Annotated in this window: 29 protein-coding genes and 1 tRNA gene; 23 read left to right on the top strand and 7 right to left on the bottom strand. The window is 65.5% G+C overall.

What is annotated here, in order from left to right; translation table 11 throughout:
- Window positions 1-75 precede the first annotated feature (75 nt).
- Window positions 76-152 (top strand) — tRNA-Met (locus QX010_RS32250).
- A 324-nt stretch (window positions 153-476) separates the two neighbouring features.
- On the opposite strand, the gene QX010_RS32245 is transcribed toward QX010_RS32250, so the two are convergent.
- From QX010_RS32245 to QX010_RS32235, 3 genes are all read right to left on the bottom strand, one after another.
- Window positions 477-1,562 (bottom strand): YeeE/YedE family protein, encoded by a 1,086-nt coding sequence (locus QX010_RS32245; RefSeq protein ID WP_315805489.1) that lies wholly within the window; start codon window positions 1,560-1,562, stop codon window positions 477-479.
- A gap of 121 nt (window positions 1,563-1,683) precedes the next feature.
- A complete protein-coding gene (locus QX010_RS32240) occupies window positions 1,684-2,034 on the bottom strand; it encodes a metalloregulator ArsR/SmtB family transcription factor (RefSeq protein ID WP_315805488.1) in 351 nt (116 codons plus the stop codon).
- A 24-nt stretch (window positions 2,035-2,058) separates the two neighbouring features.
- A complete protein-coding gene (locus QX010_RS32235) occupies window positions 2,059-2,448 on the bottom strand; it encodes a thioredoxin (RefSeq protein WP_316183600.1) in 390 nt (129 codons plus the stop codon).
- A gap of 121 nt (window positions 2,449-2,569) precedes the next feature.
- Between QX010_RS32235 and QX010_RS32230 the strand changes: the two genes are divergently transcribed.
- Window positions 2,570-3,304, top strand: coding sequence for a cytochrome c biogenesis CcdA family protein (locus tag QX010_RS32230; protein WP_316183590.1), 735 nt, complete (start codon window positions 2,570-2,572; stop codon window positions 3,302-3,304).
- Here the strand turns inward: QX010_RS32230 and QX010_RS32225 are convergent, their stop codons facing one another.
- Window positions 3,305-4,021, bottom strand: coding sequence for a hypothetical protein (locus QX010_RS32225; protein WP_316183589.1), 717 nt, complete (start codon window positions 4,019-4,021; stop codon window positions 3,305-3,307).
- 108 nt (window positions 4,022-4,129) lie between these two features.
- Between QX010_RS32225 and QX010_RS32220 the strand changes: the two genes are divergently transcribed.
- The 17 genes from QX010_RS32220 (at window position 4,130) to QX010_RS32140 (ending at window position 19,963) form a co-directional block, all read left to right on the top strand.
- Complete coding sequence (locus QX010_RS32220; RefSeq protein WP_315805485.1) at window positions 4,130-4,720, top strand: thioredoxin family protein; 591 nt, start codon at window positions 4,130-4,132, stop codon at window positions 4,718-4,720.
- A gap of 129 nt (window positions 4,721-4,849) precedes the next feature.
- A complete protein-coding gene (gene soxX, locus QX010_RS32215; protein ID WP_315805484.1) occupies window positions 4,850-5,293 on the top strand; it encodes a sulfur oxidation c-type cytochrome SoxX in 444 nt (147 codons plus the stop codon).
- 20 nt (window positions 5,294-5,313) lie between these two features.
- Complete coding sequence (gene soxY / locus QX010_RS32210) at window positions 5,314-5,766, top strand: thiosulfate oxidation carrier protein SoxY (RefSeq protein ID WP_315805483.1); 453 nt, start codon at window positions 5,314-5,316, stop codon at window positions 5,764-5,766.
- A gap of 18 nt (window positions 5,767-5,784) precedes the next feature.
- Window positions 5,785-6,111 carry a thiosulfate oxidation carrier complex protein SoxZ gene (gene soxZ / locus QX010_RS32205; RefSeq protein ID WP_316183588.1) on the top strand — a complete coding sequence of 109 codons (327 nt, stop codon included), beginning with the start codon at window positions 5,785-5,787 and terminating at the stop codon, window positions 6,109-6,111.
- A gap of 33 nt (window positions 6,112-6,144) precedes the next feature.
- A complete protein-coding gene (gene soxA / locus QX010_RS32200) occupies window positions 6,145-6,969 on the top strand; it encodes a sulfur oxidation c-type cytochrome SoxA (RefSeq protein WP_316183587.1) in 825 nt (274 codons plus the stop codon).
- Window positions 6,970-6,993: 24 nt separating this feature from the next.
- On the top strand, window positions 6,994-8,688 hold the full coding sequence (gene soxB, locus QX010_RS32195; protein WP_316183586.1) for a thiosulfohydrolase SoxB: 1,695 nt from the start codon (window positions 6,994-6,996) through the stop codon (window positions 8,686-8,688).
- A gap of 5 nt (window positions 8,689-8,693) precedes the next feature.
- The gene (soxC, locus tag QX010_RS32190) at window positions 8,694-9,977 is read left to right on the top strand and encodes a sulfite dehydrogenase (RefSeq protein ID WP_316183585.1); all 1,284 of its coding nucleotides are present in this window, start codon (window positions 8,694-8,696) and stop codon (window positions 9,975-9,977) included.
- On the top strand, window positions 9,916-10,674 hold the full coding sequence (locus tag QX010_RS32185; protein WP_315805479.1) for a cytochrome c: 759 nt from the start codon (window positions 9,916-9,918) through the stop codon (window positions 10,672-10,674). Before soxC ends, QX010_RS32185 begins: the two co-directional genes overlap by 62 nt.
- A 26-nt stretch (window positions 10,675-10,700) precedes the next feature.
- Window positions 10,701-11,135, top strand: coding sequence for a hypothetical protein (locus QX010_RS32180; protein ID WP_315805522.1), 435 nt, complete (start codon window positions 10,701-10,703; stop codon window positions 11,133-11,135).
- A gap of 10 nt (window positions 11,136-11,145) precedes the next feature.
- A complete protein-coding gene (locus tag QX010_RS32175; protein WP_316183584.1) occupies window positions 11,146-12,048 on the top strand; it encodes an alpha/beta hydrolase in 903 nt (300 codons plus the stop codon).
- 8 nt (window positions 12,049-12,056) lie between these two features.
- Window positions 12,057-12,497 (top strand): DsrE family protein, encoded by a 441-nt coding sequence (locus QX010_RS32170; RefSeq protein ID WP_409997992.1) that lies wholly within the window; start codon window positions 12,057-12,059, stop codon window positions 12,495-12,497.
- Between the two features lie 68 nt (window positions 12,498-12,565).
- Window positions 12,566-13,666: a YeeE/YedE family protein gene (locus QX010_RS32165; protein ID WP_315805477.1), complete on the top strand. Its 1,101-nt coding sequence runs from the start codon at window positions 12,566-12,568 to the stop codon at window positions 13,664-13,666.
- Between the two features lie 408 nt (window positions 13,667-14,074).
- Complete coding sequence (locus tag QX010_RS32160; RefSeq protein WP_316183583.1) at window positions 14,075-15,763, top strand: methyl-accepting chemotaxis protein; 1,689 nt, start codon at window positions 14,075-14,077, stop codon at window positions 15,761-15,763.
- 469 nt (window positions 15,764-16,232) lie between these two features.
- Entirely contained in the window at window positions 16,233-16,775 is a 543-nt protein-coding gene (locus tag QX010_RS32155) for a YeeE/YedE thiosulfate transporter family protein (RefSeq protein WP_315805520.1), read from the top strand.
- 10 nt (window positions 16,776-16,785) lie between these two features.
- Window positions 16,786-17,343: a YeeE/YedE thiosulfate transporter family protein gene (locus QX010_RS32150; RefSeq protein WP_315805475.1), complete on the top strand. Its 558-nt coding sequence runs from the start codon at window positions 16,786-16,788 to the stop codon at window positions 17,341-17,343.
- A gap of 48 nt (window positions 17,344-17,391) precedes the next feature.
- Window positions 17,392-17,733 carry a rhodanese-like domain-containing protein gene (locus QX010_RS32145; protein WP_315805474.1) on the top strand — a complete coding sequence of 114 codons (342 nt, stop codon included), beginning with the start codon at window positions 17,392-17,394 and terminating at the stop codon, window positions 17,731-17,733.
- Between the two features lie 262 nt (window positions 17,734-17,995).
- Window positions 17,996-19,963: a methyl-accepting chemotaxis protein gene (locus tag QX010_RS32140; protein ID WP_316183582.1), complete on the top strand. Its 1,968-nt coding sequence runs from the start codon at window positions 17,996-17,998 to the stop codon at window positions 19,961-19,963.
- Window positions 19,964-20,064: 101 nt separating this feature from the next.
- On the opposite strand, the gene QX010_RS32135 is transcribed toward QX010_RS32140, so the two are convergent.
- Window positions 20,065-20,904: an SDR family NAD(P)-dependent oxidoreductase gene (locus QX010_RS32135; RefSeq protein WP_316183581.1), complete on the bottom strand. Its 840-nt coding sequence runs from the start codon at window positions 20,902-20,904 to the stop codon at window positions 20,065-20,067.
- Window positions 20,905-21,055: 151 nt separating this feature from the next.
- On the opposite strand from QX010_RS32135, the gene QX010_RS32130 reads away from it, so the two are divergent.
- From QX010_RS32130 to QX010_RS32120, 3 genes are all read left to right on the top strand, one after another.
- Entirely contained in the window at window positions 21,056-21,445 is a 390-nt protein-coding gene (locus QX010_RS32130) for a response regulator (protein ID WP_315805471.1), read from the top strand.
- A 594-nt stretch (window positions 21,446-22,039) separates the two neighbouring features.
- Window positions 22,040-23,275 carry a GGDEF domain-containing protein gene (locus tag QX010_RS32125; protein WP_316183580.1) on the top strand — a complete coding sequence of 412 codons (1,236 nt, stop codon included), beginning with the start codon at window positions 22,040-22,042 and terminating at the stop codon, window positions 23,273-23,275.
- Between the two features lie 21 nt (window positions 23,276-23,296).
- Window positions 23,297-23,926, top strand: a complete 630-nt coding sequence (locus QX010_RS32120) for a peptidoglycan recognition family protein (RefSeq protein WP_316183579.1) — start codon at window positions 23,297-23,299, stop codon at window positions 23,924-23,926.
- Between the two features lie 75 nt (window positions 23,927-24,001).
- Here QX010_RS32120 and rpoH read toward each other — a convergent pair whose 3' ends face one another.
- Together rpoH and QX010_RS32110 are read right to left on the bottom strand one after the other, a co-directional pair.
- Window positions 24,002-24,901, bottom strand: coding sequence for an RNA polymerase sigma factor RpoH (gene rpoH / locus QX010_RS32115; protein ID WP_315805519.1), 900 nt, complete (start codon window positions 24,899-24,901; stop codon window positions 24,002-24,004).
- Between the two features lie 219 nt (window positions 24,902-25,120).
- On the bottom strand, window positions 25,121-26,101 hold the full coding sequence (locus QX010_RS32110) for an RluA family pseudouridine synthase (protein ID WP_316183599.1): 981 nt from the start codon (window positions 26,099-26,101) through the stop codon (window positions 25,121-25,123).
- 31 nt (window positions 26,102-26,132) lie between these two features.
- On the opposite strand from QX010_RS32110, the gene QX010_RS32105 reads away from it, so the two are divergent.
- Window positions 26,133-26,471 (top strand): hypothetical protein, encoded by a 339-nt coding sequence (locus QX010_RS32105; RefSeq protein ID WP_316183578.1) that lies wholly within the window; start codon window positions 26,133-26,135, stop codon window positions 26,469-26,471.
- The last annotated feature ends 72 nt before the right edge of the window (window positions 26,472-26,543 follow it).

The following is a 26,543-nucleotide window of genomic DNA, read 5'->3' as shown; positions in this document are numbered from 1 at the left end:
TTGGGATGGATCGGCAGCGCCTCAGGTGTCTGCCAGGACCGCCCGGCACTTCCCTGAAGGTGACGCACAAGTTAACGCGGGGTGGAGCAGCCCGGTAGCTCGTCAGGCTCATAACCTGAAGGTCATAGGTTCAAATCCTATCCCCGCAACCATTGAGACCGACACTCCCGTAGCCGATGAGGCTGCGGGAGTTTTGGTTTGTGCCTCTGCATCCCTGTTTCATCCCCGTAAGCTGCTGTGCAGCTGAGGAGGACGGTGCCGCCTTCCTCGGGAAGCGTAGCGTCGGACGATCCGAGGATTATCAGGGGGACTGCGCTCCAGACGGGCCACTGGGAGTGGGCAGTCAATTTGCGAAGCTTGCGTTGAACTGAAAGCGTTGAGGGAACGGACGAAATCCACGGTCCGCTTGCCTGCGGCACAGCGTCATTGGCCAGCCGTGGGAGCAAGTTCGCACATTGCGCGAGCGTAGCCGCCCGTCACGATGTCAGACGCAGCAGGTTGCGCACGGCAGGGCGCCATTCGCCGGTCATGGTGTATTCGAGGCCGAGACGTGCGCCGCAGGTGATCGCCAGCATCGTCAGCGGTGCCGAGACCGCCAGCGTCGAGAAGGCCGAGAGGCCCTGTCCGATCGTGCAGCCCATCGACATGATGCCGCCGGTGCCCATCAGCAGTGCGCCGGTCATGTGACGCTTCAGCTCGCGCGCGTCGTCGCAGGCTTCCCAGCGGAAAACGCGCGAAAACATCGCCGCGACGAACGAGCCCAGGATCACGCCGGCGACCGAGCCGATCGCGAAGTCGGCGTGCGTGCCCGAAAGCGTGGCGATGTAGAGCACGGTGTTGCCGAGCGGGGCAACGAAGGTGAGGGATGCCACGCGCGCCGGATCGAAATCGTCATTGCCGAGCCAGCTGGTGGCGAACCAGCCGAACGCCACCGCGAAGCCCACGGCGAGGCCGGATAGCAGCAGGCGCGGCGATCTCACGAGGCGCCCGTCGGCCAGTGCCCAGGCCGCGAGCGCAACTGCTGCGACGGATACGGTCAGCGGCCGCGCATATGAACCGAGTGCGGACGACAGCAGCGCATCCATGCCCTGGGTCATGGTCTCGGGCAGGCGGATGGAGAGCGGCTCGATCAGCGAGATGCGCAGGAATCCCGTGAGCCCGCGCATCGCGGCTAGGGCCGACACGCCCAGCACCAGGAACACCACGATGGCGCGCAGGTCGCCGCCGCCGATCCGGACCAGCGTGCCGAAGCCGCAGGTGCCGACGAGGGCCATCCCGATTCCGAACAACAAGCCGCCGATGATGGCGCCGCCGAGCGGAATCGAGGATGTCAAATAGATCGAGCGCGACAGGTCGATCAGGCCGAAGCTGGCGAGCAACTGGGTTGCGACCAGCGCCACCGCGGCCGCGAGCGCGAACGATTTGAGCCGGCGGGTATCGGCGCCGAAGAACGCGTCCTCCAGCATCGCGAGCGTACAGAAGCGGCCGGCGCGGCCGGCGACGCCGAGGACGGCGCCCGCGAGCAGCCCACACATGAACGTCAGTGCTGACGGGCCGAGCATTCCTCTCCGACGTCCTCGTTGGTTTCCCGGTATTGTGCTCCAGGAACGGCGGGGACGCCAGACCTCTTGCGCCGCTACAGGGCGCGCCGATGCGAAGCCCGAGACCGCGAGGGCGAACCTGTCAGCGGCGGCGCTTGCGGACCGGCTCGCAATAGACGTCGTAGATCGCCGTCAGGATCTTGCGGACATCTTCGCTCGCAAGGCTGTAGTAGATCGTCTTGCCGTCGCGCCGCGTCGTGACCAGCCGGTCGAGCCTGAGACGGGCGAGCTGCTGCGAGACGGTCGACTGCCGCTCGCCTAGGAACTGCTCGAGCTCGGTGACGGATTTTTCGCCTTCGGCGAGGATACAGAGCAGCAAAAGCCGGGACTCGTGGGACAGCGCCTTCAGCATCTCGCTGGCTTCCCGCGCCTTCTCGATCATCTGCTCGAGCTCGGCAGAGGTTTCGATGTCCTTCAAGTTCGGCAGCGGCATGAATTCGGGATCCCTCGGTTGGCGTCAGGAGCGGGCCGGCGCCCCGCTTGTAGCATTCATTATACGACCCAGCATCCCAAGGAAAAACGCGTCGCCGGGATAGCCGCGGATGCGTCCGATCTCGCGGCCCTGATCGACCACCACGAAGGTCGGGGTGAACGCTCCCGGATCGATACCGGACAGGTCCGTCGGCAGCGGCTTGGCAAGGTCGACCCGTCGCAGCGGCAGCGCGCGCCCCTCGTCGGTCTTGTCGTAGATCGGACCGATTTCCGCGTTGAAGCGGGCGCACCAGCCGCAGCCCGGACGTTCGAACATCACGAGCTCGGAGGCGAAAGCCGGCGACGAGAGGCAAATGCCGGTCACCACCGCTCCTGCGAGCGTTGCGAATCCGCGCGATGCAGTTCTGCCGGTCATGCCGAGATCCTCTCTGGACTTGTCGGCCAATCTATCATTAAATTCGAATATGTACTAGTGCGCGATTTCCGAATCCTGCCCGGCAGGCCGGGCACGCAGCGCTGGCCGACCGGGAGGAAAGATGGATCTCGACGTCACGCTGGGCGCCGCGCTGGCCGCGGGTCTGTTGTCGTTTCTGTCACCGTGCATTCTGCCGCTGGTCCCGCCGTTCCTGTGCTACATGGCCGGCGTCTCGGCGGCCGACGCGATCGGCGAAACCAGCATGGCCCAGCGGCGGCGGACGGTGCTGACGGCGCTGTGCTTCGTCGGCGGTTTTTCGCTGGTGTTCGTCGGTCTCGGCGCCACCGCCTCGGTGTTCGGACGGTTCATCGCCGGCCATCTCAGCCAGCTCGGCATCCTCGCCGGCCTCGTCATCATCATGATGGGGCTGCACTTCCTCGGGGTGCTCCGGATTCCGCTGCTGTACCGGAGCGCGACGATCGACGTCGGACGCAAGCCGGCCGGCCTGCTCGGTGCGTTCGTGGTGGGACTGGCCTTCGCCTTCGGCTGGACGCCGTGCGCGGGGCCGGTCCTGGCCGCCGTGCTGATGATGGCCGGCGCGGAGGCGACGGTGGGGAAGGGCGCGCTGCTGCTCGCCGCCTACTCGGTCGGGACCGGCATCCCGTTCCTGATCGCCGCTGCCTTTACGGGGCAGTTCATGACCATGCTCAAGGGCATCAAGCCGCATCTCCCCCTGGTCGAGAAGACGATGGGCGGCTTTCTCGTCCTGACCGGCGCTGCCTTTCTCGCCGGCGTGATCCCACGGATGTCGGAATGGATCTTCGAGCGCTTTCCGTCGCTCGCCACCATCGGCTGATCAGCCGAAGCGGAAGTCCAATAGATTGACGAAGGACTGCAGTTCGATCTCATAGCGATGCACCAGGCCGGCGTCGCTCTCGCGCGCAGCGCGGCCGATCTCGTTGGCACTCGTCGTGGCGCCGTCGATCAGGCGGCGGAATTCGGCCTGGCTCGCCACGTCGGGCGTGGCGAGGCCGTTGCAGCGTTGCAGCCGGTCGCGCAGCGCTGTGCCGGCCTGGACGACCTCGCCAGGCTCGGCCTTGCCCGCTGCGAACCGCGCCGCGGCGTTGCGCAACGCGTCCATGACGGGTGACAGGTCGAACACGCAATCACTGAGCTCGACCACGCCGGCGTCCTGCCTCAGGGCGTGAAGCGACCGGCGCAACGCGGCAATGGCCGCCGCAGCGCGTGCCCCGTCACCTGCGGTCAGCGCTTCGTCCGCCTGCTTCAGGCGATCGTTGCCGGTGGCGATCAGCTCTGCAAAGGATCTGGCCGAATAGGGCGCATGGGAGCGCTCGGCGAGCCGGCTGAGCCTGCCCCAGGCGATCCGGGCGTCGTCGAGCTCGATCTGCGCCAGGCCCACATTGCCGGTGCGGCCATAGCTCGCGGCTGTGCGCAGGCTGGCCATCGCCGAGTGCATGAAGGCAGCAACATCCGCGTTCCCTTCGGCGTGCCCACGGACGCCATGCGTGAGGCATGACAGCACGAGCGACAGCATCATGACGCGGCGCAGCATCGAATGTCCTTTTCACATTCTATTATTCGAATATCATGTATCGAAATTCCGTGGACTTGGCAAAGTGGACTTGGTGCCAGTGACTTGGCAAAGCGCGCGAGCAGGCTGATGACGACGAACCGGACGATGACACGGCGCAATCTGGTTGCGCTGCTGCCTGCCGCGGCGGCGGTCGGCCTGGCCTCAGCGCCGGCGCAGGCCGACGCGGTGCTGGGCGACGACGGGCTCTATCACCAGTCCTGGTTTCTCAACAGCTTCCTGGACCTGCGCGAGGATCTCGAAAGCGCGGCATCGGAAGGCAAACGGCTTGCGATCATGTGGGAGCTGCGCGGCTGCCCGTATTGCCGCGAGACGCATCTGGTGAACTTTGCCGATCAAGAGATCGCGGACTACATCCGTGCCAATTTCGAAGTGCTGCAGCTCAACCTGCTCGGCGCGCGCAAGGTGATCGACTTCGACGGCAAGGAGCTCGCCGAGAAGGAGCTCGCCGAGCGCTACGCGATCCGCTTCACGCCGACGTTCCAGTTCTTTCCGCCATCGGCCGAGGGCGTCTCTACGAAGGAACCGCTCGCGCGCGAGGTGGCGCGCGCGCCGGGCTATCTCAAGCCGCCGCATTTCCTCGCAATGTTCCGCTTCGTGCGCGAGAGGGCCTATGAGCGCGGCACATTCCGCGACTATCTCGCTTCGACCAAGGGTTGAGTGCACTGCGGCATCGAAATACGCTTGACACCAATCACATTATCAAATCATAATTCTTGAATATGATGGATCGTAAGTCCGTCGTGTCATCGTAAGGCGAGGGGACGCCTCGTCGGTCAGGGTGGAAACATGCGCCGTTTGATTCCGGCCGCCTTGCTGTGCGTGTTGCTGTCGGCAACCGCGCGAGGTGACGAGCCGATCAGGCTCGATGTCGTCGACTACGCCATTCCGAAATCGCTGACGGGCGCGCCCGGCAATGCCGATGCCGGCAAGAAGGTGTTCTTGACGCGGACGCTGGGCAATTGCCTCGCCTGCCATCAGGTGTCGTCGCTGAAGTCGGAAGAGTTTCACGGCGAGTTCGGTCCGTCGCTCGACGGCGTCGCGACCCGCTACAACACGGCGCAACTGCGCCTGATCGTCGCCGATCCCAAGCGCATCTTCACCGACACGGTGATGCCCGCCTTCTACAAGAACGACGGACTCAATCGCGTCAGGCCTGAGTTCGTCGGCAAACCCGTCCTCACCGCCGCGCAGGTCGAGGACGTCGTCGCCTATCTCGAAACATTGAAATAACCGCCTCTGGAGGATGATGCATGGGCGCAATCAACAGACGACAGGCGTTCCTTCTCGGCGGCGGTTTCGTCGCTTTGACGGTGCTGCCGATGGCCGCCAACGCCGAGCCGAGCAACGACGCGGCCGAGATGATCAAGAAGTTCACCGGCGGCAAGGAAGCGGCCAAGGGCAAGATCACGCTCGATCTGCCTGAGATCGCCGAGAACGGCAACACCGTGCCGCTCGCGCTCTCGGTCGAAAGCCCGATGACCGCCGAGAACTACGTCAAGGAAGTGCTGTTCGTGGCCGACGGCAATCCGAACGGCGGCGTCGCCACGCTGATGTTCACGCCGATGTCCGGCAAGGCCGAGGCGTCGATCCGTATCCGTCTGGCGCAGACCCAGAACGTGATCGCGGTCGCGAAGATGAGTGACGGTTCGCTCTTCACAGAGCGCAAGACCGTCAAGGTCACCATCGGCGGCTGCGGCGGCTGAGACAGGGGAGAGACGAACATGGCAGACAAGCCGCGCATCAAGCTTCCGAAGGAAGCCAAGAAGGGCGAGATCATCCAGATCAAGACGCTGGTCTCGCATCTGATGGAATCGGGTCAGCGCAAGGATGCGCAGGGCAAGCCGATCCCACGCAAGATCATCAACAAGTTCACCTGCGAGTTCAACGGCAAGCTGGTGTTCTCCTGCGCGCTGGAGCCGGCGATCTCCGCCAACCCGTACATCCAGTTCGACGCAAGGATCGACGAGGAAGGCACGTTCAAGTTCGCATGGACGGATGACGATGGCTCCGTCGTGACGGCCGAAGAGAAGATCGCGTTGAAGGCCTGATCGACAGCGTGTGATCGCTAGGAGGAGTGACGGATGTCCATTCGCTACGGTTCTCTCGCCGTCCTGGCGTCGGCCGCGCTGGTCCTGTCGGCAGTCGCGACGTTCGGCCAGGAGGCCGAACGGAAGGGCATTCCGGCGCCTCCCGGCCACGTCTTCAAGACCATCATCTCGGGCTATCAGTTCCGCACCAAGGAAACGCGCGCGCTCCAGGATGACGATCTGGAGAATCCCGGCTTCCTCGCGGTGGAGCGGGCCGCCGACGTCTGGAAGACGGTCGACGGCGGCGAAGGCAAGTCGTGCATGAGCTGCCACGGCGAGGCGGAAAAGACCATGAAAGGCGTCGGCGCGGCCATGCCCAAATGGAGCGAGAAGCTCAACAAGCCGGTCAATCTCGAGCAGCAGATCAACATCTGCCGCGCCGAGCATATGAAGGCGCAGCCCTGGCCGTTCAAGTCCAAGGAGCTGACGGACATGACGACCTTCGTCCGCTATCAGTCGCGCGGCATGCCTGTGGCGGTGAAGACCGACGGCCCGATGTCGCCGTGGTTCGAGAAGGGCAAGGAGATCTACTACACGCGGGTCGGCCAGCTCGATCTCGCCTGCGCCTCCTGCCACGAGAAGAACAACGGCAAGTTCATGCGCGCCGATTTTCTGAGCCAAGGCCAGACCAACGGCTTTCCGACCTACCGGCTGCGCGATCAGCGCCTGGTCCCGCTGCACGAACGGTTCGAGGGCTGCATGTTCGACGTTCGTGGCGTGCCCTACAAGCCGCTGTCGGACGAGTTCCTCGCGCTCGAAATCTACGTCGCCTGGCGCGGCATCGGGCTTCCCGTCGAGACACCGTCGGTCCGCAACTAGCCGCGGCCACAAGGAAGACACATCATGATATCGCGTCGCGAATTCGTTCAGGTCGCATTGGCGGCGGCTGCCTTGACGGGTGGCTCCGGTCTTGCGGGTGCGACCCGCGCCTTTGCTCAGCAGAAGCTGACCGAGAAGGAACTGCTGGCGTTCGATCCGGTCGGCAACGTCACCTTGGTGCATGTCACCGACATCCACGGCCAATTGATGCCGCTGTATTTCCGCGAGCCGTCGACCAATCTCGGCGTCGGTGACGCCAAGGGCCAGCCGCCGCATGTCACCGGCAAGGATTTCCTCACCCGCTTCGGCATCGCGCCGGGCTCGTCGTCGGCCTATGCGCTGACCTCGGAGGATTTCGAGGCGCTCGCCAAGACGTACGGGCGGATCGGCGGGCTCGACCGCGCCGCCACCGTCATCAAGGCCATCCGCGCCGAGCGCGGCGACAAGGTCGTGCTGCTCGACGGCGGCGATACCTGGCAGGGATCCTGGACGTCGCTGAAGACCCGCGGCCAGGACATGATCGACTGCATGGCGCTGCTGAAGCCGGATGCGATGACCGGGCATTGGGAGTTCACCTACGGCACCGAGCGCGTCAAGCAGGCGGTCGATGGTTTGGGCTTCCCCTTCCTCGGCCTCAACATCCGCGACACCGAATGGAACGAGCCGGCGTTCGAAGCCTCGACGATGATCGAGCGCGGCGGCGTCAAGATCGCGGTGCTCGGCCAGGCCTTCCCGTACACGCCGGTCGCCAATCCCCGCTGGATGATTCCGAACTGGTCGTTCGGCGTGCGCGAGGAGGATGTTCAGACCCAGGTCGACAAGGCGCGCAAGGACGGCGCCGGCCTCGTGGTGCTGCTGTCACACAACGGCTTCGACGTCGACCGCAAGCTGGCCAGCCGCGTCAAGGGTCTCGACGTCATTCTCACGGGTCACACCCATGACGCATTGCCTGAAGCGGTCAAGGTCGGCAAGACGCTGCTGATCGCGTCGGGGTCGTCCGGCAAGTTCGTCTCGCGGCTCGATCTCGACGTCAAGGACGGCGAGGTGAAGGGCTATCGTTACAAGCTGATCCCGCTGTTCTCCGACGTGATCACGCCGGACCCGGCGATGGCGGCGAAGATCGCCGAGGTGCGCAAGCCGTTTGCCGCCGATCTTGCCCGCCCGCTGGGACGGACCGAGACGCTGCTGTATCGCCGCGGCAATTTCAACGGCACGTTCGACGACCTCATCTGCCAGGCGCTGCTGCAGGAACGCGATGCCGAGATCGCGCTGTCGCCGGGCTTCCGCTGGGGCACAAGCGTGATGCCGGGCCAGGACATCACCTTCGAGGACGTCACCAACGCCACCGCGATCACCTATCCCGCCGTCTATCGCATGGGCATGACCGGCACGCGGCTGAAGGAGATCATCGAGGACGTCGCCGACAACCTGTTCAACGTCGATCCCTACTACCAGCAGGGCGGCGACATGGTCCGCATCGGCGGCATGTCCTATGCCATCGACGTCAACAAGCCGCAGGGACAGCGCATCTCCGACATGCGCCTGATCAAGACCGGCGCCGCGATCGATCCGGCGCGCGAGTATCAGGTCGCGGGCTGGGCCAGCGTCAACGAAGGCACGCAGGGGCCGCCGATCTGGGAGGTCGTGTCGAGCTATCTGCAGCGCCAGAAAACCGTTCGTCTCGAGCCCAACCGGGCCGTCAAAGTCTCCGGAGTGTGACGACGATGTCCAAGGACAAATCACTTCCCTCAGCCCCACGCGCCTCGCGTCGTGGTTTCCTGACTGCGGCCGGTGGTCTCGCCGCCACCGCGCTGGCCTCGCAGGCGCGAGCCGGCGCCGGCAATCCCGCCAACCAGCCGCCGAACGTGCCGGAATGGACGCGCACCCTCGGCGAGGGCGTCGCCGTCCGGCCCTACGGCAAGCCGTCGAAGTTCGAGAAGGACGTCGTCCGCCGCGACGTCGAATGGCTGACGGCTTCGCGCGAATCCTCGGTCAGCTTCACGCCGCTGCACGAGCTGGAAGGCATCATCACGCCGAACGGACTGTGCTTCGAACGCCATCACGGCGGCGTGGCCGACGTGGATCCGGCCGATCACCGGCTGATGATCCACGGCCTGGTCGAGCGGCCGCTGCTGCTGTCGCTCGACGAGCTCAAGCGCTATCCGCGCGTCAACCGCATCCACTTCATGGAATGCGCTGCCAACTCCGGCATGGAGTGGCGCGGCGCCCAGCTCAATGGCTGCCAGTTCACGCATGGCATGATCCACTGCGTGCAATATACCGGCGTCTCGCTGCGCACCCTGCTCGAAGAGGCCGGCGTCAAGACCAACGGCAAATGGCTGCTGGTGGAGGGCGCCGACTCCGCGTCGATGGATCGCAGCCTGCCGATCGAGAAGGCGCTCGACGACTGCATCATCGCCTACAAGATGAACGGCGAGGCGCTGTATCCCGAGCAGGGCTATCCGATGCGCCTGGTCGTACCCGGATGGCAGGGCAATCTCTGGGTCAAATGGCTGCGCCGCATCAAGGTCGGCGACCAGCCCTGGCACACCCGCGAGGAGACCTCGAAGTACACGGATCTTTTGCCGAACGGCAAGGCGCGACGCTTCACCTGGGCGATGGATGCGAAGTCGGTGATCACGAGCCCGAGCCCGCAGGCGCCGATCAAGCATGGCAAGGGCTTTACGATCGTGTCGGGCCTGGCGTGGTCGGGCAACGGCAAGGTCAAGCGCGTCGACGTCTCGCTCGATGGCGGCCGCAACTGGTGGCCGGCGCGGATCGACGGCCCGGTGCTCGACAAGGCGCTGACGCGCTTCTACTACGAGTTCGACTGGAACGGCGGGCCGCTGCTCTTGCAGTCGCGGGTCCAGGACGAGACCGGCTACGTCCAGCCGTCCAAGGCCGAACTGCGCAAGGTGCGCGGCTACAATTCCATCTATCACAACAATGGCATCCAGACCTGGCACGTGCAGGCAAACGGTGAGGTCGAGAATGTCGAGGTCGCCTAAGCTCATCATTGCCGCCGCAGCGCTCGCAACCCTTGCGGGCTCGGTGGCATTCGCCGGCGGCCCGGGCGAGAAGACTGAGGCCAAGATTGATGTAAAGGCGCCGCAGCGCTTCAACATCGGCCGCGCGCCGAGCGCCGAGGAGATCCGCGGCTGGGACATCGATGTGCGTCCGGACGGACAGGGGCTGCCCGTCGGCAAGGGCACCGTCGCCCAGGGCGAGAAGCTGTTCATGGACAATTGCGCCAGTTGCCATGGCGAATTCGGCGAGGGCGCCGGCCGCTGGCCGGTGCTTGCCGGCGGCAAGGGATCGCTGACATCAGACAATCCGGTCAAGACGGTCGGCTCCTACTGGCCCTATGCCTCGACGCTGTTCGACTACGTCCGCCACGCGATGCCGTTCGGCAGCCCGCAGTCGCTGAAGGTCGACGAGTACTATGCGCTGGTCGCCTATGTGCTCTATCTGAACGACGTGATCACCGATCAGAACTTCGAGCTGAGCAACAGCAATCTCGCCACGATCAAGATGCCGAACGAGGGCGGGTTCATCATGGATGACCGGGCCACGAGCGAGAAGGCGTTCTGGCAGAAGGATCCCTGCATGAAGAACTGCATCGCGCCGGTCAAGATCACCGGACGCGCGACGGCGGTCGACGTCACGCCGGAAGAAAAGGACGGCAAGCCGCGAGGCGTCGAGTGAGGATTGCCGGATGCAGCCGCCGCGAGATGCTGTTGGCGGCCGCATCCGTCGCCCTGGCCGGAAGCGGGGTTGCATCCATCGCCGCTGCAGCCGAGCCACATAGGCTCGCGTTGCAGATCAGCGACGAGGATCCGGCCAAGATGCGCGCGGTGCTCGACGTCGCCGCGAATGTCTCCCGCCACTATTCGGGCGAGGGCGCGGAGGTCGAGATCGTGATCGTCGCGTTCAATGGCGGCCTCGACATGCTGCTGGCCGACCGCTCGCCGGTGAAGGAGCGGGTGCTCGGCTTCGCCAAGTCGATGCCCAATGTGAGCTTCATCGCCTGCGGCAATACCTTGGAGACGCTCGCGAGCAAGGAGGGACGGCGGCCGCCTCTGCTCGATGGTGTCACGGTCGTCAAGACCGGGGTCGCGACCCTGCTGGAGCTGTCCGAGAAGAACTGGACGATCGTGCGTCCCTGAGGAATTTGCGATGCGGTGGTGGCTCGCTCTTGTCGTCTCGTTCATTGCGTCGATCGCATTCGCGGCCGAGGAGCCGCGCGAACTCACGATCGGCGGGCGTACGGCGCTCGGCACGCTCCGACTGCCGGCGCAGTCTGGACCGGATGTGCCGCTGGTGCTGATGACGCACGGCACGCTCGCGCACAAGGACATGGAGACCATCCAGGGCCTGTCCAAGGCGTTGGCCGAGCGGGGCATCGCCTCGCTCGCGCACAATCTCGTGCTCGGTCTCGATCGCCGCACCGGCATGTACGATTGTGCCAAACCCCATGACTATGTGACGGACGATGCGGTCGTGGAGATCACCGCCTGGCTGAGCGAAGCGCGCAAGACGTCGTCGCACGTCTTCGTCCTCGGACATTCGCGCGGCGCCAATCAGGTCGCGCGCTATCTAGCCGCCAATCCCAAGGCCGCGGTCGACGGTGCGATCCTCCTGGCGCCGGCGACGGCGAGCATCGAGACCGGCTTGAGAGACGCCTATGCGGAGAGCTACGGCCAGCGATTGGCGCCGCTGCTCGACAAGGCCGAGGCTGCGATCGCCGCCGGGCGCGGCGGTGATTGGATGTCGGTGCCGGGCTTCATCTATTGCCGCGATGCCAAGGTGACGGCGCGCGCATTCGCAGCATTCTATCGCGCCGACCGGCGCCAGGATACGGCGGCGCTGATCGCCGATCTGAGCCTGCCGGTTCTGGTGCTTGCGGCAGCGCAAGACAAGACGGTGCCGGACGTGGCAGCGTCGTTCGCGCCGCTGGCCTCACGCGCCGGCAGCCGTGTCCGACTGGAGACGATTGACGACGCAGATCACTTCTTTCGCGATCTCGCCGCCGAGGATGCCGCTGATCGCATCGCAGGATTCATTGCAGCCGCGCGCTAGGAGCCACCATGGAACGTCGATCTTTGATGCAAGCTGGTCTTGCCAGCCTGTTTGGAATCTTCGGTGTCAGCAGCGCACGCGCGGCGACGGAATCTCCGCGCCAGCGCGTCGCCTATCATCTCGCCGATCAGGACCGCGCCCTGTTCGTTCTCGGCAACCTCCAGAACCACGTCGATGGCACCGGAGGACCTGGACGCGCAGACATTCGCCTGGTGATCCACGGTCCGGGCTTGCGGGCCTTTCATGCGATTTCGGCCGACCAGACCATCTCGGCTCTGGCCGAGCGCCTCATGAAGGCCGGCGTCGGCTTCGAGGCCTGTGCGAACACCATGAAGGCGCAGGGCGTGAAGCTCGACGATCTCTTGCCGGGCTTTGCGGTGGCGGAGAAGGGCGGCGTCGTGCGCCTCACCGAGCTGCAGCAGAGTGGATACGCCTACCTGCGCCCGTGACGGGCACATGCGTCCTTGCCGATGCCGCCCGGCAGGTTGAGCGGCCGGCCTGAACGACGGGAGCGCCTGTGCTCACCGCATTGATCGACCTTCTGGGTGAGGAGCTGGTGTCGCTGCTGTGCGGGCTCGCGGCCGGCGGCGCGTTCGGCTTCTTCGCCCAGCGCAGCCGCTTCTGCCTCCGGGCGGCCACGATCGAGTTCGCGCGCGGGCAGGGCGGTCCGCGGCTGGCGGTGTGGCTCCTCACCTTCGCCTCGGCGCTGCTGGGCACCCAGGCGCTGGTGGCAATGGGCCTGCTCGACGTCTCCGAAGCGCGCCAGCTGGCGCAGCAGGGCAGCATTTCCGGCGCGATGATCGGCGGCACGCTGTTCGGCTGCGGCATGATCCTGGCGAGAGGCTGTGCCAGCCGTCTGCTGGTGCTCTCGGCCAACGGCAATCTGCGGGCGCTGCTGTCCGGCCTCATCTTCGCGGTGACGGCGCAGTCCGCCTATCGCGGCCTGCTCGCGCCGGCACGCGAGTGGCTCACCAATCTTTGGCTCGTCGACGGCGGACCGTCGCGCGACATCATGAGCCTGTTCGGCGGCGGTACGCCCGAGAAGCTCGGCTTCGGCATGCTGTGGTTCCTGGCCGGGCTCGCCGCCGTGTCGAAGTTTCAGGTTGGCCCGAAGATCCTGCGCTCGGCGGTGGCCGCGGGCGCGGCGGTCGCCGGGGGCTGGCTCCTCACCTATCAGCTCGGCCAGGCCTCGTTCTCGCCGGTGCCGCTGAAGAGCCTGACATTCAGCGGTCCTTCGGCGGAGCTGCTGATGCAGGTGCTCGCCAGCCCGCAACTGAAGCCGGGCTTCGATCTCGGCATCATTCCGGGTGTGTTCATCGGCTCGTTCGTTGCGGCCGCGCTGGCGCGCGAACTCAATCTCGAAGGCTTCTCGGATGGGCGCGGCATGCGCCGTTACATGATCGGCGCCGTCCTGATGGGATTCGGCGCGATGCTGGCGGGCGGCTGCGCCGTTGGCGCCGGCGTGACCGGGGCATCGGTGTTCGCGCTCACAGCGTGGATCGTGCTCGGTGGCATGTGGTTGGGTGCGGCCGTCACCGATTTTGTCGTCGACCGCTGGCTGTTCGCCACCAAGCCGGCGCAGAGCCCGGTTCAGTCGCCCTCCGCCATGCCTTCTTGAGGCATCCTGCGGAAGCGAGCCTGCCTCTGCCGAGCGGCATTGCAAATGCAGCGTCAAAGAGCAGCATTCATGAATCTCCGGTCACAGGCTCGTCGATGCCTGGCGTGTCGGCGCACTTCCAGCCTCTGACGAAAAATGCTGTCTGATCAGATCGGATCGAACCTGAAGACACGCGTCTTTGCGTCGTCACGCCGGCGCGCAGATCGCGTAGTCCGCGGTTGGCTACAGGAGATGCGCGCCGAACACGGCATTCGGACCATCACGCCCGAACATCACGTTGGTAGATCCCATTCTGGAGATCCCGCATGTTAACCAATTTGCGAAGGTCGGGTGTTACCGTCGCGCGGGGGACGGCGCAATCATGCGGCGGACCGATACGAATCGCTGGGACGACGAAAGGCACGCGAGATGTCGCAACTCTCCATTCGAGCAAAGATGGCGGCCGTCATTGCGCTGCTGCTGGTGGCGATGTCCATCGTCGGATTGCTGGCCGTCCGCGGCATGCAGACAATCAATACGCATACCGAAATGATCGCCAAGAACTGGCTGCCAAGCGTGCGAGTGCTCGGCGAGTTGCGTTCGGCGATCAACCTCAATCGGGCGCAGCTCCGGGCCTACATGACGGCTGATACGACTGAGGAGAAGGACAATCTCGACCGCAACATGAAGGCAACGCTCGTCGTCATCGCGACGGCGCGCCGCTCCTATGAGGCGATGATCTCGTCGGCCGAGGAGCGCAGCCTGTTCGAGAGCTGGTCGCGGGGCTGGGAGCAATACGTCAAGGCTGCCGATGGTGTGCTCGAGGTGCTGCGCGCAGGGAACGGCAATACGACCAAGCAGGCGAGCGATCTGTTCAACAAGACGGTCCGGAGCGTCGCCAATCAGTCGGACGAGTTTCTTCGAAAGCTGATTGACCTCAACAATCGTGGCGCCGACGCCGAAACCAGGATCGCCGCGGATGGCTATGCGGAGGCGTTTGAATTGATGTCGACGGTCATCGTCCTTGCCGTTCTCGCCGGCATCGGCATCGGAAGCTGGTTCGTTCGCGACATTTCCCGGTGCATCGCTTCCATCATCAGGCCGATGCAGGCGCTTGGTGAGGGCAATCTGGCGATGGAGATCCCCTATCGCGGCCAGAAGACCGAAGTAGGCATGATGGCCGACGCCCTGGAGGTCTTCAAGACCGCCCTGATTGCGAAGAAGCAGGCCGACGACATCGCTTCGAAAGAGGCGGAGGTGAAACTGGAACGCAGCCGGCGGCTCGACGAGATCACCGGCCGCTTCGAGGCCGTGGTCGGCGAGATCGTCGACACCGTGTCCACGGCATCGAGTACTCTGGAGGGTCACGCCGGCGGGCTCAGCAACACGGCGAGCCGCGCCCAGAACCTGGCCACGTCCGTCACCGCGGCTTCCGAGGAAGCCTGCACCAATGTGCAGTCGGTGGCATCTGCGACCGAGGAGCTCTCCGCGTCCGTCAACGAGATCAGCAGGCAAGTCCAGGATTCGGCCCGGATGGCCAATGAGGCGGTGGCACAGGCCCGCAAGACCAATGAACAGGTCAGCGAGCTTTCGAAGTCCGCTGCCCGCATCGGCGACGTCGTCGAGCTGATCAATACGATTGCCGGACAGACCAATCTGCTCGCGCTGAATGCAACGATCGAGGCCGCACGCGCCGGCGAGGCCGGCCGCGGATTTGCGGTGGTCGCATCCGAGGTCAAGGCGCTGGCCGAGCAGACGGCGAAGGCCACGGGCGAGATCGGCCAGCAGATCTCCGGCATCCAGTCCGCCACCCAGCAATCGGTCGGTGCCATCCGCGACATCAGCATCACCATCGAGAAATTGCAGGAGATCTCGTCGACGATCGCATCGGCCGTGGAGCAGCAGGGCGCCGCGACGCAGGAGATCTCGCGCAACGTCCAGCACGCGGCGGCGGGAACGCAGCAGGTCTCGGCCAACGTTGCGGACGTGCAGCGCGGCGCCGTCGATACCGGAACCGCCGCGTCCCAGGTGCTGTCCGCTGCGAAATCGCTGGCCGACGACAGCGCCAGACTGAGCATGGAAGTGAAGAAGTTCATCGCCGGCGTGAGAGCCGCCTAGGAGCTCGCAGCGACCGAGCCGCAGAGATCCGATCTCGCCGCCATTCGCCGGCCCGCGTCGGGAGTGCTGGACAGGTGCGCAGGCCCGGCCACCTCTCGCCGGCCATCGCTTCTGCGTTGGCTTGCGAGCCCATTCTCGAGGACTTCTCCCTGCGGCCGCGGCGAGCCGCGCGACCGAGTCGCGTGGTGACGATGGGCTTGCGAGGCCCGCGCCGACATGAATAGAGCGCGTGGGGCCGCGGCGGATCAAGCTCCGCCGCGGCTTGCGCGGGGCTGCCGTTCCCGAAGTCGTCAGTGCCGCTGTTTCCTCACCGTCACGCTGCCGCAGAGCCCCGCCTCTTCACCTATCGGCATCGTCACCTATCGGCACCCGCTGAATTATAATTGCATAAATTCGAATATATGCATATAGTGGCGTACGTCGGTCGCGGCGCTGGGCCGCGTCAGCAGGAGGACCCGTCGTGGCAATGATGAACGACGTCATGGTCAAGGATCTGGGCACGTCCCGGGGGATCGACTGGTCGCCTTATCTGGTCGGCGCCGGCATCGGCATCCTCAGCTGGGTGGCCTTTGCCGGGTTCGGCGACCCGCTCGGCGTGACGACGGCGTTCTCGCGCATCGCGGCGCTGTTCGCCGCGCCGGTGATCGGATCCGACGCCGTCGCCGCCAACAGCTATTGGAAGTCGATGCCGCTGAAATGGGACTATGGCGTCTGGTTTCTGGTCGGCATTCCGCTCGGCGCATTCCTGTCGGCGGTCATCTCCGGCACGTGGCGCCTCGAGCTGGTGCCGGAGGTCTGGAGGGAGCGCTTTGGTCCGTCGGTGTTCAAGCGCTTCGTCGCTGCGTTTCTCGGCGGCATCGTCATCATGTATGGCGCGCGTCTGGCCGGCGGCTGCACCAGCGGACACGGCATTTCAGGCGGTCTGCAACTGGCGCTGTCGAGCTGGCTGTTCCTCGCCGTGATGTTCGCGACCGGCCTTTTCGTGTCGCGCCTCATGTTCCGCAAAGCGTAGGAGAAGGGCCATGACGTCGCTGATGAGCATCGCCGGCCCGCTGTTGATGGGCGCCGTGTTCGGCTATCTGTTACAGCAGGGCAAGGTCACGAGCTGCAACGTGATCGAGAATCAGTTCCGGCTGCGCGACTTCACCGTCTTGAAGGTGATGGGCACCGCGATCGTCGTCGGCGGCATCGGCGTGCTGCTGCTGGTCGACACCGGCAACACCAAATACTACGTCAAGGACGCCAACATGCTCGCGGTCGCGCTCGGCGCGGCGCTTTTCGGCATCGGCATGGTGGTCTACGGCTACTGCCCGGGCACCGCGCTCGGCGCCATCGCCAGCGGCAGCGTGCATGCCGCAGTCGGCGCTTTCGGCATGATCGTCGGCGCGATCCTCTACGCGCTGAGCTTCGACTGGGTGAAGGCCCACGTCCTGAATGTTTGGGCGCTCGGCAAGGTGCGGCTGCCCGACATCACCGGCGTGCCGGATGGCGTCTGGTTCGCCGCGCTCGCGATCGGCGCAGGTGCGTTCTTCTTCTGGGTCGAAGCGTCCGAGGCCAAGGCGAAGCGGACGCAGGGCTAGGCTGAGTCGCCCGAGTGCCCCTACGTCAAACAGTGAGAGGTTCCTCCCATGCTATCAGGACTGTTCAGCAGGTTGACGGGGTCGACCAGCGTGCCGGCGATCGAGCATGATGAGCTGGTGCGGGCGCATCAGCAGCGAAGCTGCGTCATCGTCGACGTGCGCGAGCCGCATGAGTTCAAGGGCGGCCACATCCCGGGCGCCGTCAATCACCCGCTGTCGCGTTTCGACCCGGGCAACCTCGTGCACGACAAGCCGGTGGTTCTGATCTGTCAGGCCGGCGGCCGCTCGGCCACCGCCCTGCGGCGGGCGCTGTCGGCCGGGCGGCAAGATATCCGCCACTATGCCGGCGGCATGAGCGGCTGGCGGGCGCGGGGCGGCCCTGTCGCGTAGGCTCGTACTGTCCCGACCAGCCCGACATTCAGCGATGTCATGGCCTGAGATCGAAGATATGCGAAGTTGAATGTCGGCATGGCTGCAATCAACGGGGATTGCGGCAGGTTAATAACAAGTCGGGGGACGGGAGTTTCGCTAGCAACGTCGCGCCGCCCCGTCGCGAGAGTTTGCTGTTAGTCCGCTACAATGGCTGACTCGTTCAGGAATAATTAGTTGCAGCGCTGCAATACTCGGACACCAGTCGACGTTCGAGGATCGCATGTTGAAGTTTGTTGGCTTGAGAACCCGGATCACCCTTTCTCTGGTGATCGGTGCGGCAGCGACGGCCCTCTTCGTGCTGCTGGTCGCCATGTGGATCATCGGCGGCATCATCGACCGCGCCAATGAGCGCGAACTCCACGCCCAATATGACGCCTTCAATTCGCGTCTGCAGCTGGAGTCGACCCGCGCGGAAGCGATGAGCGCGGTGGTCGCCAAGATCCCGGCGGTCCAGGACGCCATGGCGCAGAACGACCGCGACGCCTTGATGCGGCTGTTCGGTGCGGGCATGGCCAGCCTGAAGGCCGATTACGGTGTCGACCAGTTTCAGTTTCATACGCCGCCGGCGATGTCCTTCCTGCGGGTGCACCAGCCGGCCAAGTTCGGCGACGATCTGTCGGGATTCCGCAAGACGGTGGTGGCCGCCAACACCGACCGCAAGCCGATCGTCGGGCTGGAGGGCGGCGTTGCCGGCCTCGGCCTCCGCGGCGTCGTACCGATCGTTTCCGCCGGCAAACATCTGGGCTCGGTCGAGTTCGGCCTGACCTTTGGCCAAAACTTCTTCGACGAGTTCAAGCGCAGCCGCAGTGTCGACGTCGCGTTCCGCCTGGCTGGCGACACCGGCTTCAAGCTGTTCGCGACGACGATCGGGGAGACCTCCTTCTTCGCAAGCGGCGACTATCGGGAGGCGTCGGCCGGCGGCTTCCTGTCGCGCCAAGGACAGCTCAAAGGTGTTCCGGTCGTCGCGTTGCTGGGCCCGATCAAGGATTTCTCCGGCAAGCCGATCGGTGCCGTCGAGATCGTCATGGACAACAGCGAGTTCATCCAGGCTCGCAATCGCGCCGGGGCGTTGGCAATCGGGATGACGCTGGCCGGCCTCGTGCTGATCGCGCTCGCCGGGCTGTTGATCGCGCGCAGCATCTCCCGTCCGATCGTCCAGATGACGAGTGCGATGCGCGAGCTCGCCGACGGCAACCTGGACGTTCGCGTCCCGGCCGACTGGCGCAAGGACGAGGTCGGACAGATGGCACGCGCCGTTTCGATTTTCAGGGACAACGCCGTCCGGATGAGGGATCTGCAGGCGGAGCAGGAGAAGGCCCAGGCTCGTGCCGAGGAGGACCGGCGCCGCATGCTGATGGAGGTGGCCGATGGCTTCGAGGCCAGCGTCCGCGGCGTCGTCGACGCAGTGTCGGCTGCGGCCATCGAAATGGAGACGACCGCCCGTTCGATGTCGGTGACGATCGATCAGTCGAAACAGCAGGCCCTGACGGTATCGCAGGCGTGCGGCTCCGCATCGGACAATGTCAACACCGTTGCCTCGGCGGCCGAAGAGCTGTCATCCTCGATGAACGAGATCAGCAAGACGCTCGAGCGTGCGTCGTCCGTGGTTCGCAAGGCGGCGGACGAAGGGCAGCAATCCAACGACAAGGTGCAGCGGCTCAACCTCGCGGCCGGCAAGATCGGCGAGGTCGTCGCGCTCATCACCCAGATCGCCAGCCAGACCAATCTGCTGGCGCTGAATGCGACGATCGAGGCCGCGCGCGCCGGCGAGTCGGGCAGGGGATTCGCCGTCGTCGCCAGCGAGGTGAAGACGCTGGCGACCCAAACGGCCAAGGCAACGGAAGAGATCGGGGCTCAGATCGCCGCGGTTCAGGCCGAAACCGCCGCTGCCGTCCACAGCATCGGCATGATTTGCGCCACGATCCAGGAGGTCGATGAGATCTCGACCATCATCGCCTCATCGATCGCGCAGCAGGACGCGGCGACCCGCGAGATCGCCGGCAGTGTGAACGTCGTTGCCGGCAAGACCCAGGACGTCACGCGCAACATCGCGGGCGTCACGTCCGGCGTCGTGCAGACCGGCCATGCCGCCAACGAGGTGCTGTCGGCGGCCGGCGAACTCGCGCAGCAGTCGACCCGGCTGCGCAGCGAGGTCAACCAGTTCCTGGCCCATATCAGAGCGGCCTGACCGCTCGTTGGGCGGCTGACGTATCAAGGTTGCCGACACGCCGATCGCTCCGGCGTATCCGCCACGGGCGCGAGCCGGGGCGGGGCCTCCTGTCCCGTGGCTCACGCCTGCTTCGCGGCCGCCTTCTCGAGCCGCTTCGCCATCACGCGCCAATAGGTGCCCGGCATGAACCGCTGCAGGAGATCCATGAAGCGGGCATCGCTGCCGATCAGGATGCGGGGCTCATTGCGCTCGATGCCCTGGATGATCCGCAACGCGGCGTCGCGTGGGCTGGTCCTGGCGAGCCGCTCGAACCGCTCGATGGCCTGCACGCGGCGCGCATTGTCGGTCATGCCGTGGCCAGCGCGAGCATTGCGCGCAATCGCCGTGGCGATCCCGCCGGGATGCACGACCGACAGCCGCACCGGACTGCCGGCGGCTGTGAACTCGTGGCGCAGGCTCTCGGAAAATCCCCTTACCGCGAACTTTGCCGCGGCGTAGGCCGATTGGCCGGGCGGAGCGATGATGCCGAAGATCGAGGACAGGTTGACGACATGCGCTTCGCGCCGGCGCGAAAGATGCGGCAGGAACGCGCGCGTGCCGTGCACGACGCCCCAGAAATTGATGTTGAACAGCCAGTCCATCTCCGCCTGATCGATCTCGGCGAAGCTGCCGAACAGTGCCACGCCGGCATTGTTGACGACGATGTTGAGGCCGGGATGCGCGCGGGTCGCGTCCGCGGCGAACTGGGTGACTGCAGCCACGTCGCTGACGTCCAGCCGGTGCGTGGTCACCTTGCGGCCGCTTGCGGTGAGCTCGGCGGCGAGGCTTGCGAGGCCCGCCTCATCGCGATCGGCAAGTGCGAGATCGCAGCCGCGCGCCGCCAGCTCCTGCGCCAGCGCACGGCCAATACCGCTGGCTGCGCCTGTCACGGCGGCAGCTGCGCCTCGAATGATCGTCATTGTCGCTTCACTCCCCTGATGGACCGGTTCCACGTGCCTGGTTGAATTGCAGCTGGGTTTTCTGCCACTTTTTCTGATTGGAACCGAACCATCCGGCGGTTCAGCTTTTAACTCACATTACTTTACGAGCACACATTCGTGGAGGACCTGCATGGGACAGTCGCAACCTTTTCGCGCCACCGCACTGATCGTGGAAGACGACCTGGCGCAGCGCGAGATGATCACGCTGCTGCTCGAAGAGAGCGAGTACGACGTGATCGCGTGTGAGAGCGCGGAGGCCGCCGAACTCGTCCTGAACAAGCCGGGTCATCGCATCGTGCTGCTGATGACCGACGTCAATCTGGCGGGCCGCATGAACGGGGTCGAGCTTGCCCATGTCGCCAAGGCGCGTCACCCCCACATCAATGTGGTCGTCACGTCTGGCCGCCCGTTGTCGCAGCCGCTGCCGGGCGGCACGAAGTTCTGGAGCAAGCCGTGGGCGCCGCTGGACGTGCTGCGCGAGGCCGAGGTGACGCTCGAGCGCACGCCCGATATCGGATGAGGCAAGGTCTCGCGTCGCCAGCGTTGCTCAAAGGGTGATGCGTGGCAAACGCCGACCGGTGGAGACGTAGTAGAATCGGCTAGCGGTCGAGCCAACTGAGAGCCGGGTGGAAGCCGCGCTCCCACCCGGGAATTGCAACTACTTCTTCTTGGCAGCCTTCTTGGTCTTCTTCGCAGCTTTCTTGGTGGCCTTTGCGGCCTTCTTCGCCTTCTTCGCCATGGAATCCTCGTCAGGAGTTTGATGGATTGCAACGCGACTTCGAGGCTTCGCTGGCGCACGCCAGCCATGCATCAGCCTCGGGTGTCGATCCCAGCAGATTCGCGAAGCTCTGCCTCACGCCGTCACCAGCGCCGTTGCGCTTATCCACAGCTCGATGCATTGGCCGGCCAGTTGCGCCGCTGGCGCTCGGGTCGTGACAAGGTTAGCGGATCGTAAAAAGTGTTTTCATTGATTCAAAACCAAGGCGCAATCTTGGTTGGGCCCTTGAGGAACCGTTAACTGCGCCGCGCCCATGTTGCTGCGAACAACAGGGTAGCTCATGAGCGTGGCGTTATTGAACATCGAGGACAGGGCCTGCGGCGTCCTGCTGTCGGGATGCTGAACGTTCCGACGCTGTGGACCGCCTTCGTGGTCAATTTCCTCGCGTTGGGCCTGATCTGGGCCTACGTGATGCGCAGCTATCCCAATCTGGATTCGGCGCGGTACTGGACGGCATCTGCGTTCATGTGCGCGCCGGCGGCGGCATTCGCGCTGACGCGGTTCTATTTCGGCTCGTTCGTTCCGCTGCTGGCCGGCGGCTCGCTGATGACCTTCGCGATCTGCCTCGCCGCGATGGGCGTGGAGCGCTTCTACGGCTACAGGGCGTCGTGGCGGCTGAGCCTGACCGTCGTCGCCATGACCTGCGCGTCGATCGCGTTTTTCCAATACGTATACGACCACGGCCCGCTGAGGATCCTGTGCTACTCGATCGGGCAGGCGGTCCCCATGGCGATCATCGCGCGACTGGTGCTGGATGCGAGGCGCGGGCCCGTCAATCCGGGAGCGCGGCTGGCCGGCCTGCTGTCCGTTCTGATCATCGCGGTGTTTGCTGCGCGGTCGATCGGGGCGTTCATCGGCGCCGATTTCAATTTCAGCCACTCCACCAGCGGCCAGGCCGCCGCGGTGCTGCTGCTGATCTTCCTGTCGATGTCGCTCAATTTCGGCTTCCTGCTGATGGCGGTGGACCGGCTGCGCAACGAGGTCGCCGATCTCGCGCTGCTCGACGATCTCACCGGCGTCGCCAACCGCCGTCACCTGATGCAGCGCCTGAGCGAGGAGTGCGCGCGCGCCGAGCGCTCGCGACGGCCGTTCGCGCTGTTGGTGATCGACCTCGACGGCTTCAAGATCATCAACGACACCCATGGCCATGCCGCCGGCGATGCCTGCCTGCAGCACTTCACGCTGATGGCCCAGACCCGGCTGCGCCCCGGCGACATGCTGGCGCGCACCGGCGGCGACGAATTCTGCATCGTGCTGCCGGCGTCCTCGCTGCGCGAGGGCGCGATGATCGCGCGGCGCATCCTGCAGGTCTGCCGCGACGATGCGGAGGCCTGTGCCGGCGCCGAGGTGCCGATCGAGGTCTCGATCGGCGTCGCCGAATGGAGCGAGGATGTCGGCGCATTCCCCGACCGGCTGATGGCGCGGGCGGACCAGGCGCTGTATGTCGCCAAGAAGGACGGCAAGAACCGGTATGCCGTCGTCACTCCTGACCACGAGACACCGGCGCTCGCCCCGGACCAGATCGAGCCGCTGGTGGCAGCGCCGCGCCGCCAGGATGCCGCCGCCGGGTAGCCGGTGCTATCATTACCGGCCATGAGGCCGGTCCTGTTCTCCCTCCGCGCAGCGCTCGCGCTGCTTTTCAATCTTCTCCCTCCGCCGGCCTCGGCCGAGGACCTCGCCGCGCTGGCCCGATCATCCGGCACGCCGGAGATTCCGGGTTTGAAGATCGTCTGGCTGGCGCCGTGGGGCGATCCGCACCAGGCCCATCCCTGGACCAACATCATCGTCCACCAGACCGAAGGGCCGGCGGGGTCGGCGCGGGCGGGGGCGCTGGCGCAGGCCAAGAACCCGAAACGGCGCGGCGTCACCCTGTGGGTGGAAACCGACGGCACCGTGTACTGGGCGGTGCCGGAAACCCTGGTGACGCTGCATGGCGACGGCGCCAACCGCAACGACAACCGCTATGTCGACAACGCATCGACCTATCGCAAGGTCGTGCGCGACAATTCCATCGGCGTGGAGTTTGCCGGCAACTATCCCGACGTCACCACGCCTCCCACCGAGGCCCAGATCGCTGCGTGGCGCATCCTCTCGAAGCTGCTCCGGCTGCGCTACAACATCCCGCGGGAGCGGATCTATGCGCACAACTGGATCGACTACAAGGACGCCCGCTACTGCGAGGGCTGTGCGCTCGCCGGGCTCGCCCGCGCCGCGCCGGACTGACTGCACCAACAAAGAAGCCGGCGTCTCCGCCGGCTCCGATCGCATCCAAAAACCACCTTCAAGCAAGCCGCGCGTCTAGTGCGCGGCCTCCAGGGCCGCCGCCTCCTGCTTGGCGATGGCGCCCTTCACGGCGGACTGCACCTTCTCGAACGCGCGCACCTCGATCTGGCGGACGCGCTCGCGCGACACGCCGAACTCGGCGGCGAGGTCCTCGAGCGTCATCGGCTCGTCGGCCAGGCGCCGCGCCTCGAAGATGCGGCGCTCCCTGGCGTTGAGCACGCCGATCGCGCCGTTCAGCGCCTGCCGGCGGTGGTCATACTCCTCGTGCTCGGCCATGATGGCTTCCTGGTTGGGCGAGTTGTCGACCAGCCAGTCCTGCCATTCGCCCGCTTCGCCGTCGTCGCGGATCGGCGCGTTCAGCGAGGCGTCGCCGCCGAGGCGGCGGTTCATGTCGACCACGTCCTGATCGGTCACGCCGAGGCGCTTCGCGATCAGCTTGACCTGATCCGGGTGCAGATCGCCTTCATCCAGCGCGTTGATCCGGCTCTTGGCCTTGCGCAGGTTGAAGAAAAGCTTCTTCTGGTTCGCGGTCGTGCCCATCTTCACGAGCGACCACGATCTCAGGATGTACTCTTGTATCGACGCCTTGATCCACCACATGGCGTAGGTGGCGAGGCGGAAGCCCTTCTCGGGCTCGAACCTTTTCACCGCCTGCATCAGGCCGACATTGCCTTCCGAAACGACTTCGGATATCGGCAGGCCGTAGCCGCGATAGCCCATGGCGATCTTGGCCACGAGCCTGAGGTGGCTGGTCACGAGTTTATGCGCAGCGTCGCTGTCGTCATGCTCGCGCCAACGCTTGGCGAGCATGTACTCCTCCTGCGGTTCCAGCATCGGGAACTTGCGGATCTCGGCGAGGTAGCGTGAAAGTCCCGATTCTCCGTTGAGAACCGGCAGAGTAGCTGTACGGGCCATCGAGCGCCCTCCAGTTGGTTCAGGCCCCCGATAGCGGCGGGCCAGGCAAAGCGGTCGCTTGGTTAAAGCCGGCCGGTTTGCGACGTTCCATGCGTCGACCATTCGACGCAGGCGCAACATACACCATTTTCGCCCCCCGGTGGAAGGATTCCGGGGGTCACGACCCCGTGTGGCTCCATTAAGTTTTTGACATGCTTGCGTTTTTCTGAAGGTCCTGCGTCATAGCGCCGCTCGCAGGGCGCGCCCCAAAAGAGAAAGATCCTCCGGAAGCTCCGATTCCCAGCGCATTATTTCTCCCGTCCGCGGGTGCTCGATGACCAGCAGATAGGCGTGCAGCGCCTGCCGCCCGAGCGCCTCGAGCGCCTCCCGCGCCCCTGGCGCGAGCTGGTTCGCCTTGGTCTTGAAATGCGGGCCGTAGACCGAATCTCCCATCAGCGGGTGTCCGAGATGGGCCAGATGCACCCGGATCTGGTGGGTGCGCCCGGTCTCGAGATGGCAGGCGATCAGCGACGCCACCGGCTTGCCGTCGCGGCCGGTAAAGCTCTCCTGCACCTCGTAATGGGTGATGGCCTCGCGGCCTTTTGCGCGCACCGCCATCTTGTCGCGGGCATGCGGATGACGGTCGATGGCCGCGTTGATGGTGCCATGCGGCCGGTGCGGCACGCCCCAGGCAAAGGCGAGATAGCCGCGCTCCATCGCGCCGGTGCGGCCGTGATCGGCGAACTGCGCGCTCAGCGAGGCGTGCGCGTGGTCGTTCTTGGCGACCACCATCAGCCCGGTGGTGTCCTTGTCCAGCCGGTGCACGATGCCCGGCCGCCTGACCCCGCCGATCCCGGACAGACTGGCGCCGCAATGCGCGATCAGCGCGTTGACCAGCGTTCCCGTCTCGTGCCCGGCCGCGGGATGCACGACGAGGCCGGCCGGCTTGTCGATGACGACGATGTCGTCGTCCTCGTAGATGATTTTCAGCGGGATCGCCTCGGCCGCGGGCTCGGCCGCGACAGCCTCCGGAACGTCGATTGTGATCGTGTCGCCGGCTGTGACGTGATAAGCGGGGTCGCGCACCGCTTCCGCGCGGAGCGACACCTGTCCGGCCAGGATCAGCGCCTTCAGCCGCGACCGCGACAGCTCCGGCAGCCTGGCTGCCAGCACGCGATCGAGCCGCGGCGAGCCTTCGTCGCCGGCGACAATGACCGTCATCAGACCGTGGGATTGTGAAGTCGAGATGTCCATGAACTCTACCGTTGCGCCCGAGCCGTCCTCGCCCGAGCAGGCCCAGCTGATGGCGCGGCTGCGGCGCATGATGATGATCGCGGGCGTGACCACCTCGATCGCGATCGCCGTGCTTCTGGTCGCCATCGGCTACCGCCTTTTCCGCGGCGAGGGAAGCACGGCGTCAGGCCCGGACCTCACCGCCATGCTGCCCAAGGGCGCCCGCATCGTCGCCACCGGCACCGCCGGCGACCGCCTGGCCGTCACCCTGGATGTCGGCGGCACCACCGAAATCCGCACCTTCGACGCCAAGACCCTCAAACCCACCGGCCGCCTCCGCTTCGCGGTGGAGCCGTAAGGGCACGCGACGCAGACGCTCGCCGAGCAGGAGATGGAGCGCACCCGCAGCCTGCTGCAGAGCGGCTGGACC

The sequence above is a fragment of the Bradyrhizobium sp. SZCCHNRI1009 genome, assembly GCF_032487575.1.
Classification (GTDB): domain Bacteria; phylum Pseudomonadota; class Alphaproteobacteria; order Rhizobiales; family Xanthobacteraceae; genus Bradyrhizobium.
This window is presented reverse-complemented; position numbering and strand designations above follow the sequence as displayed.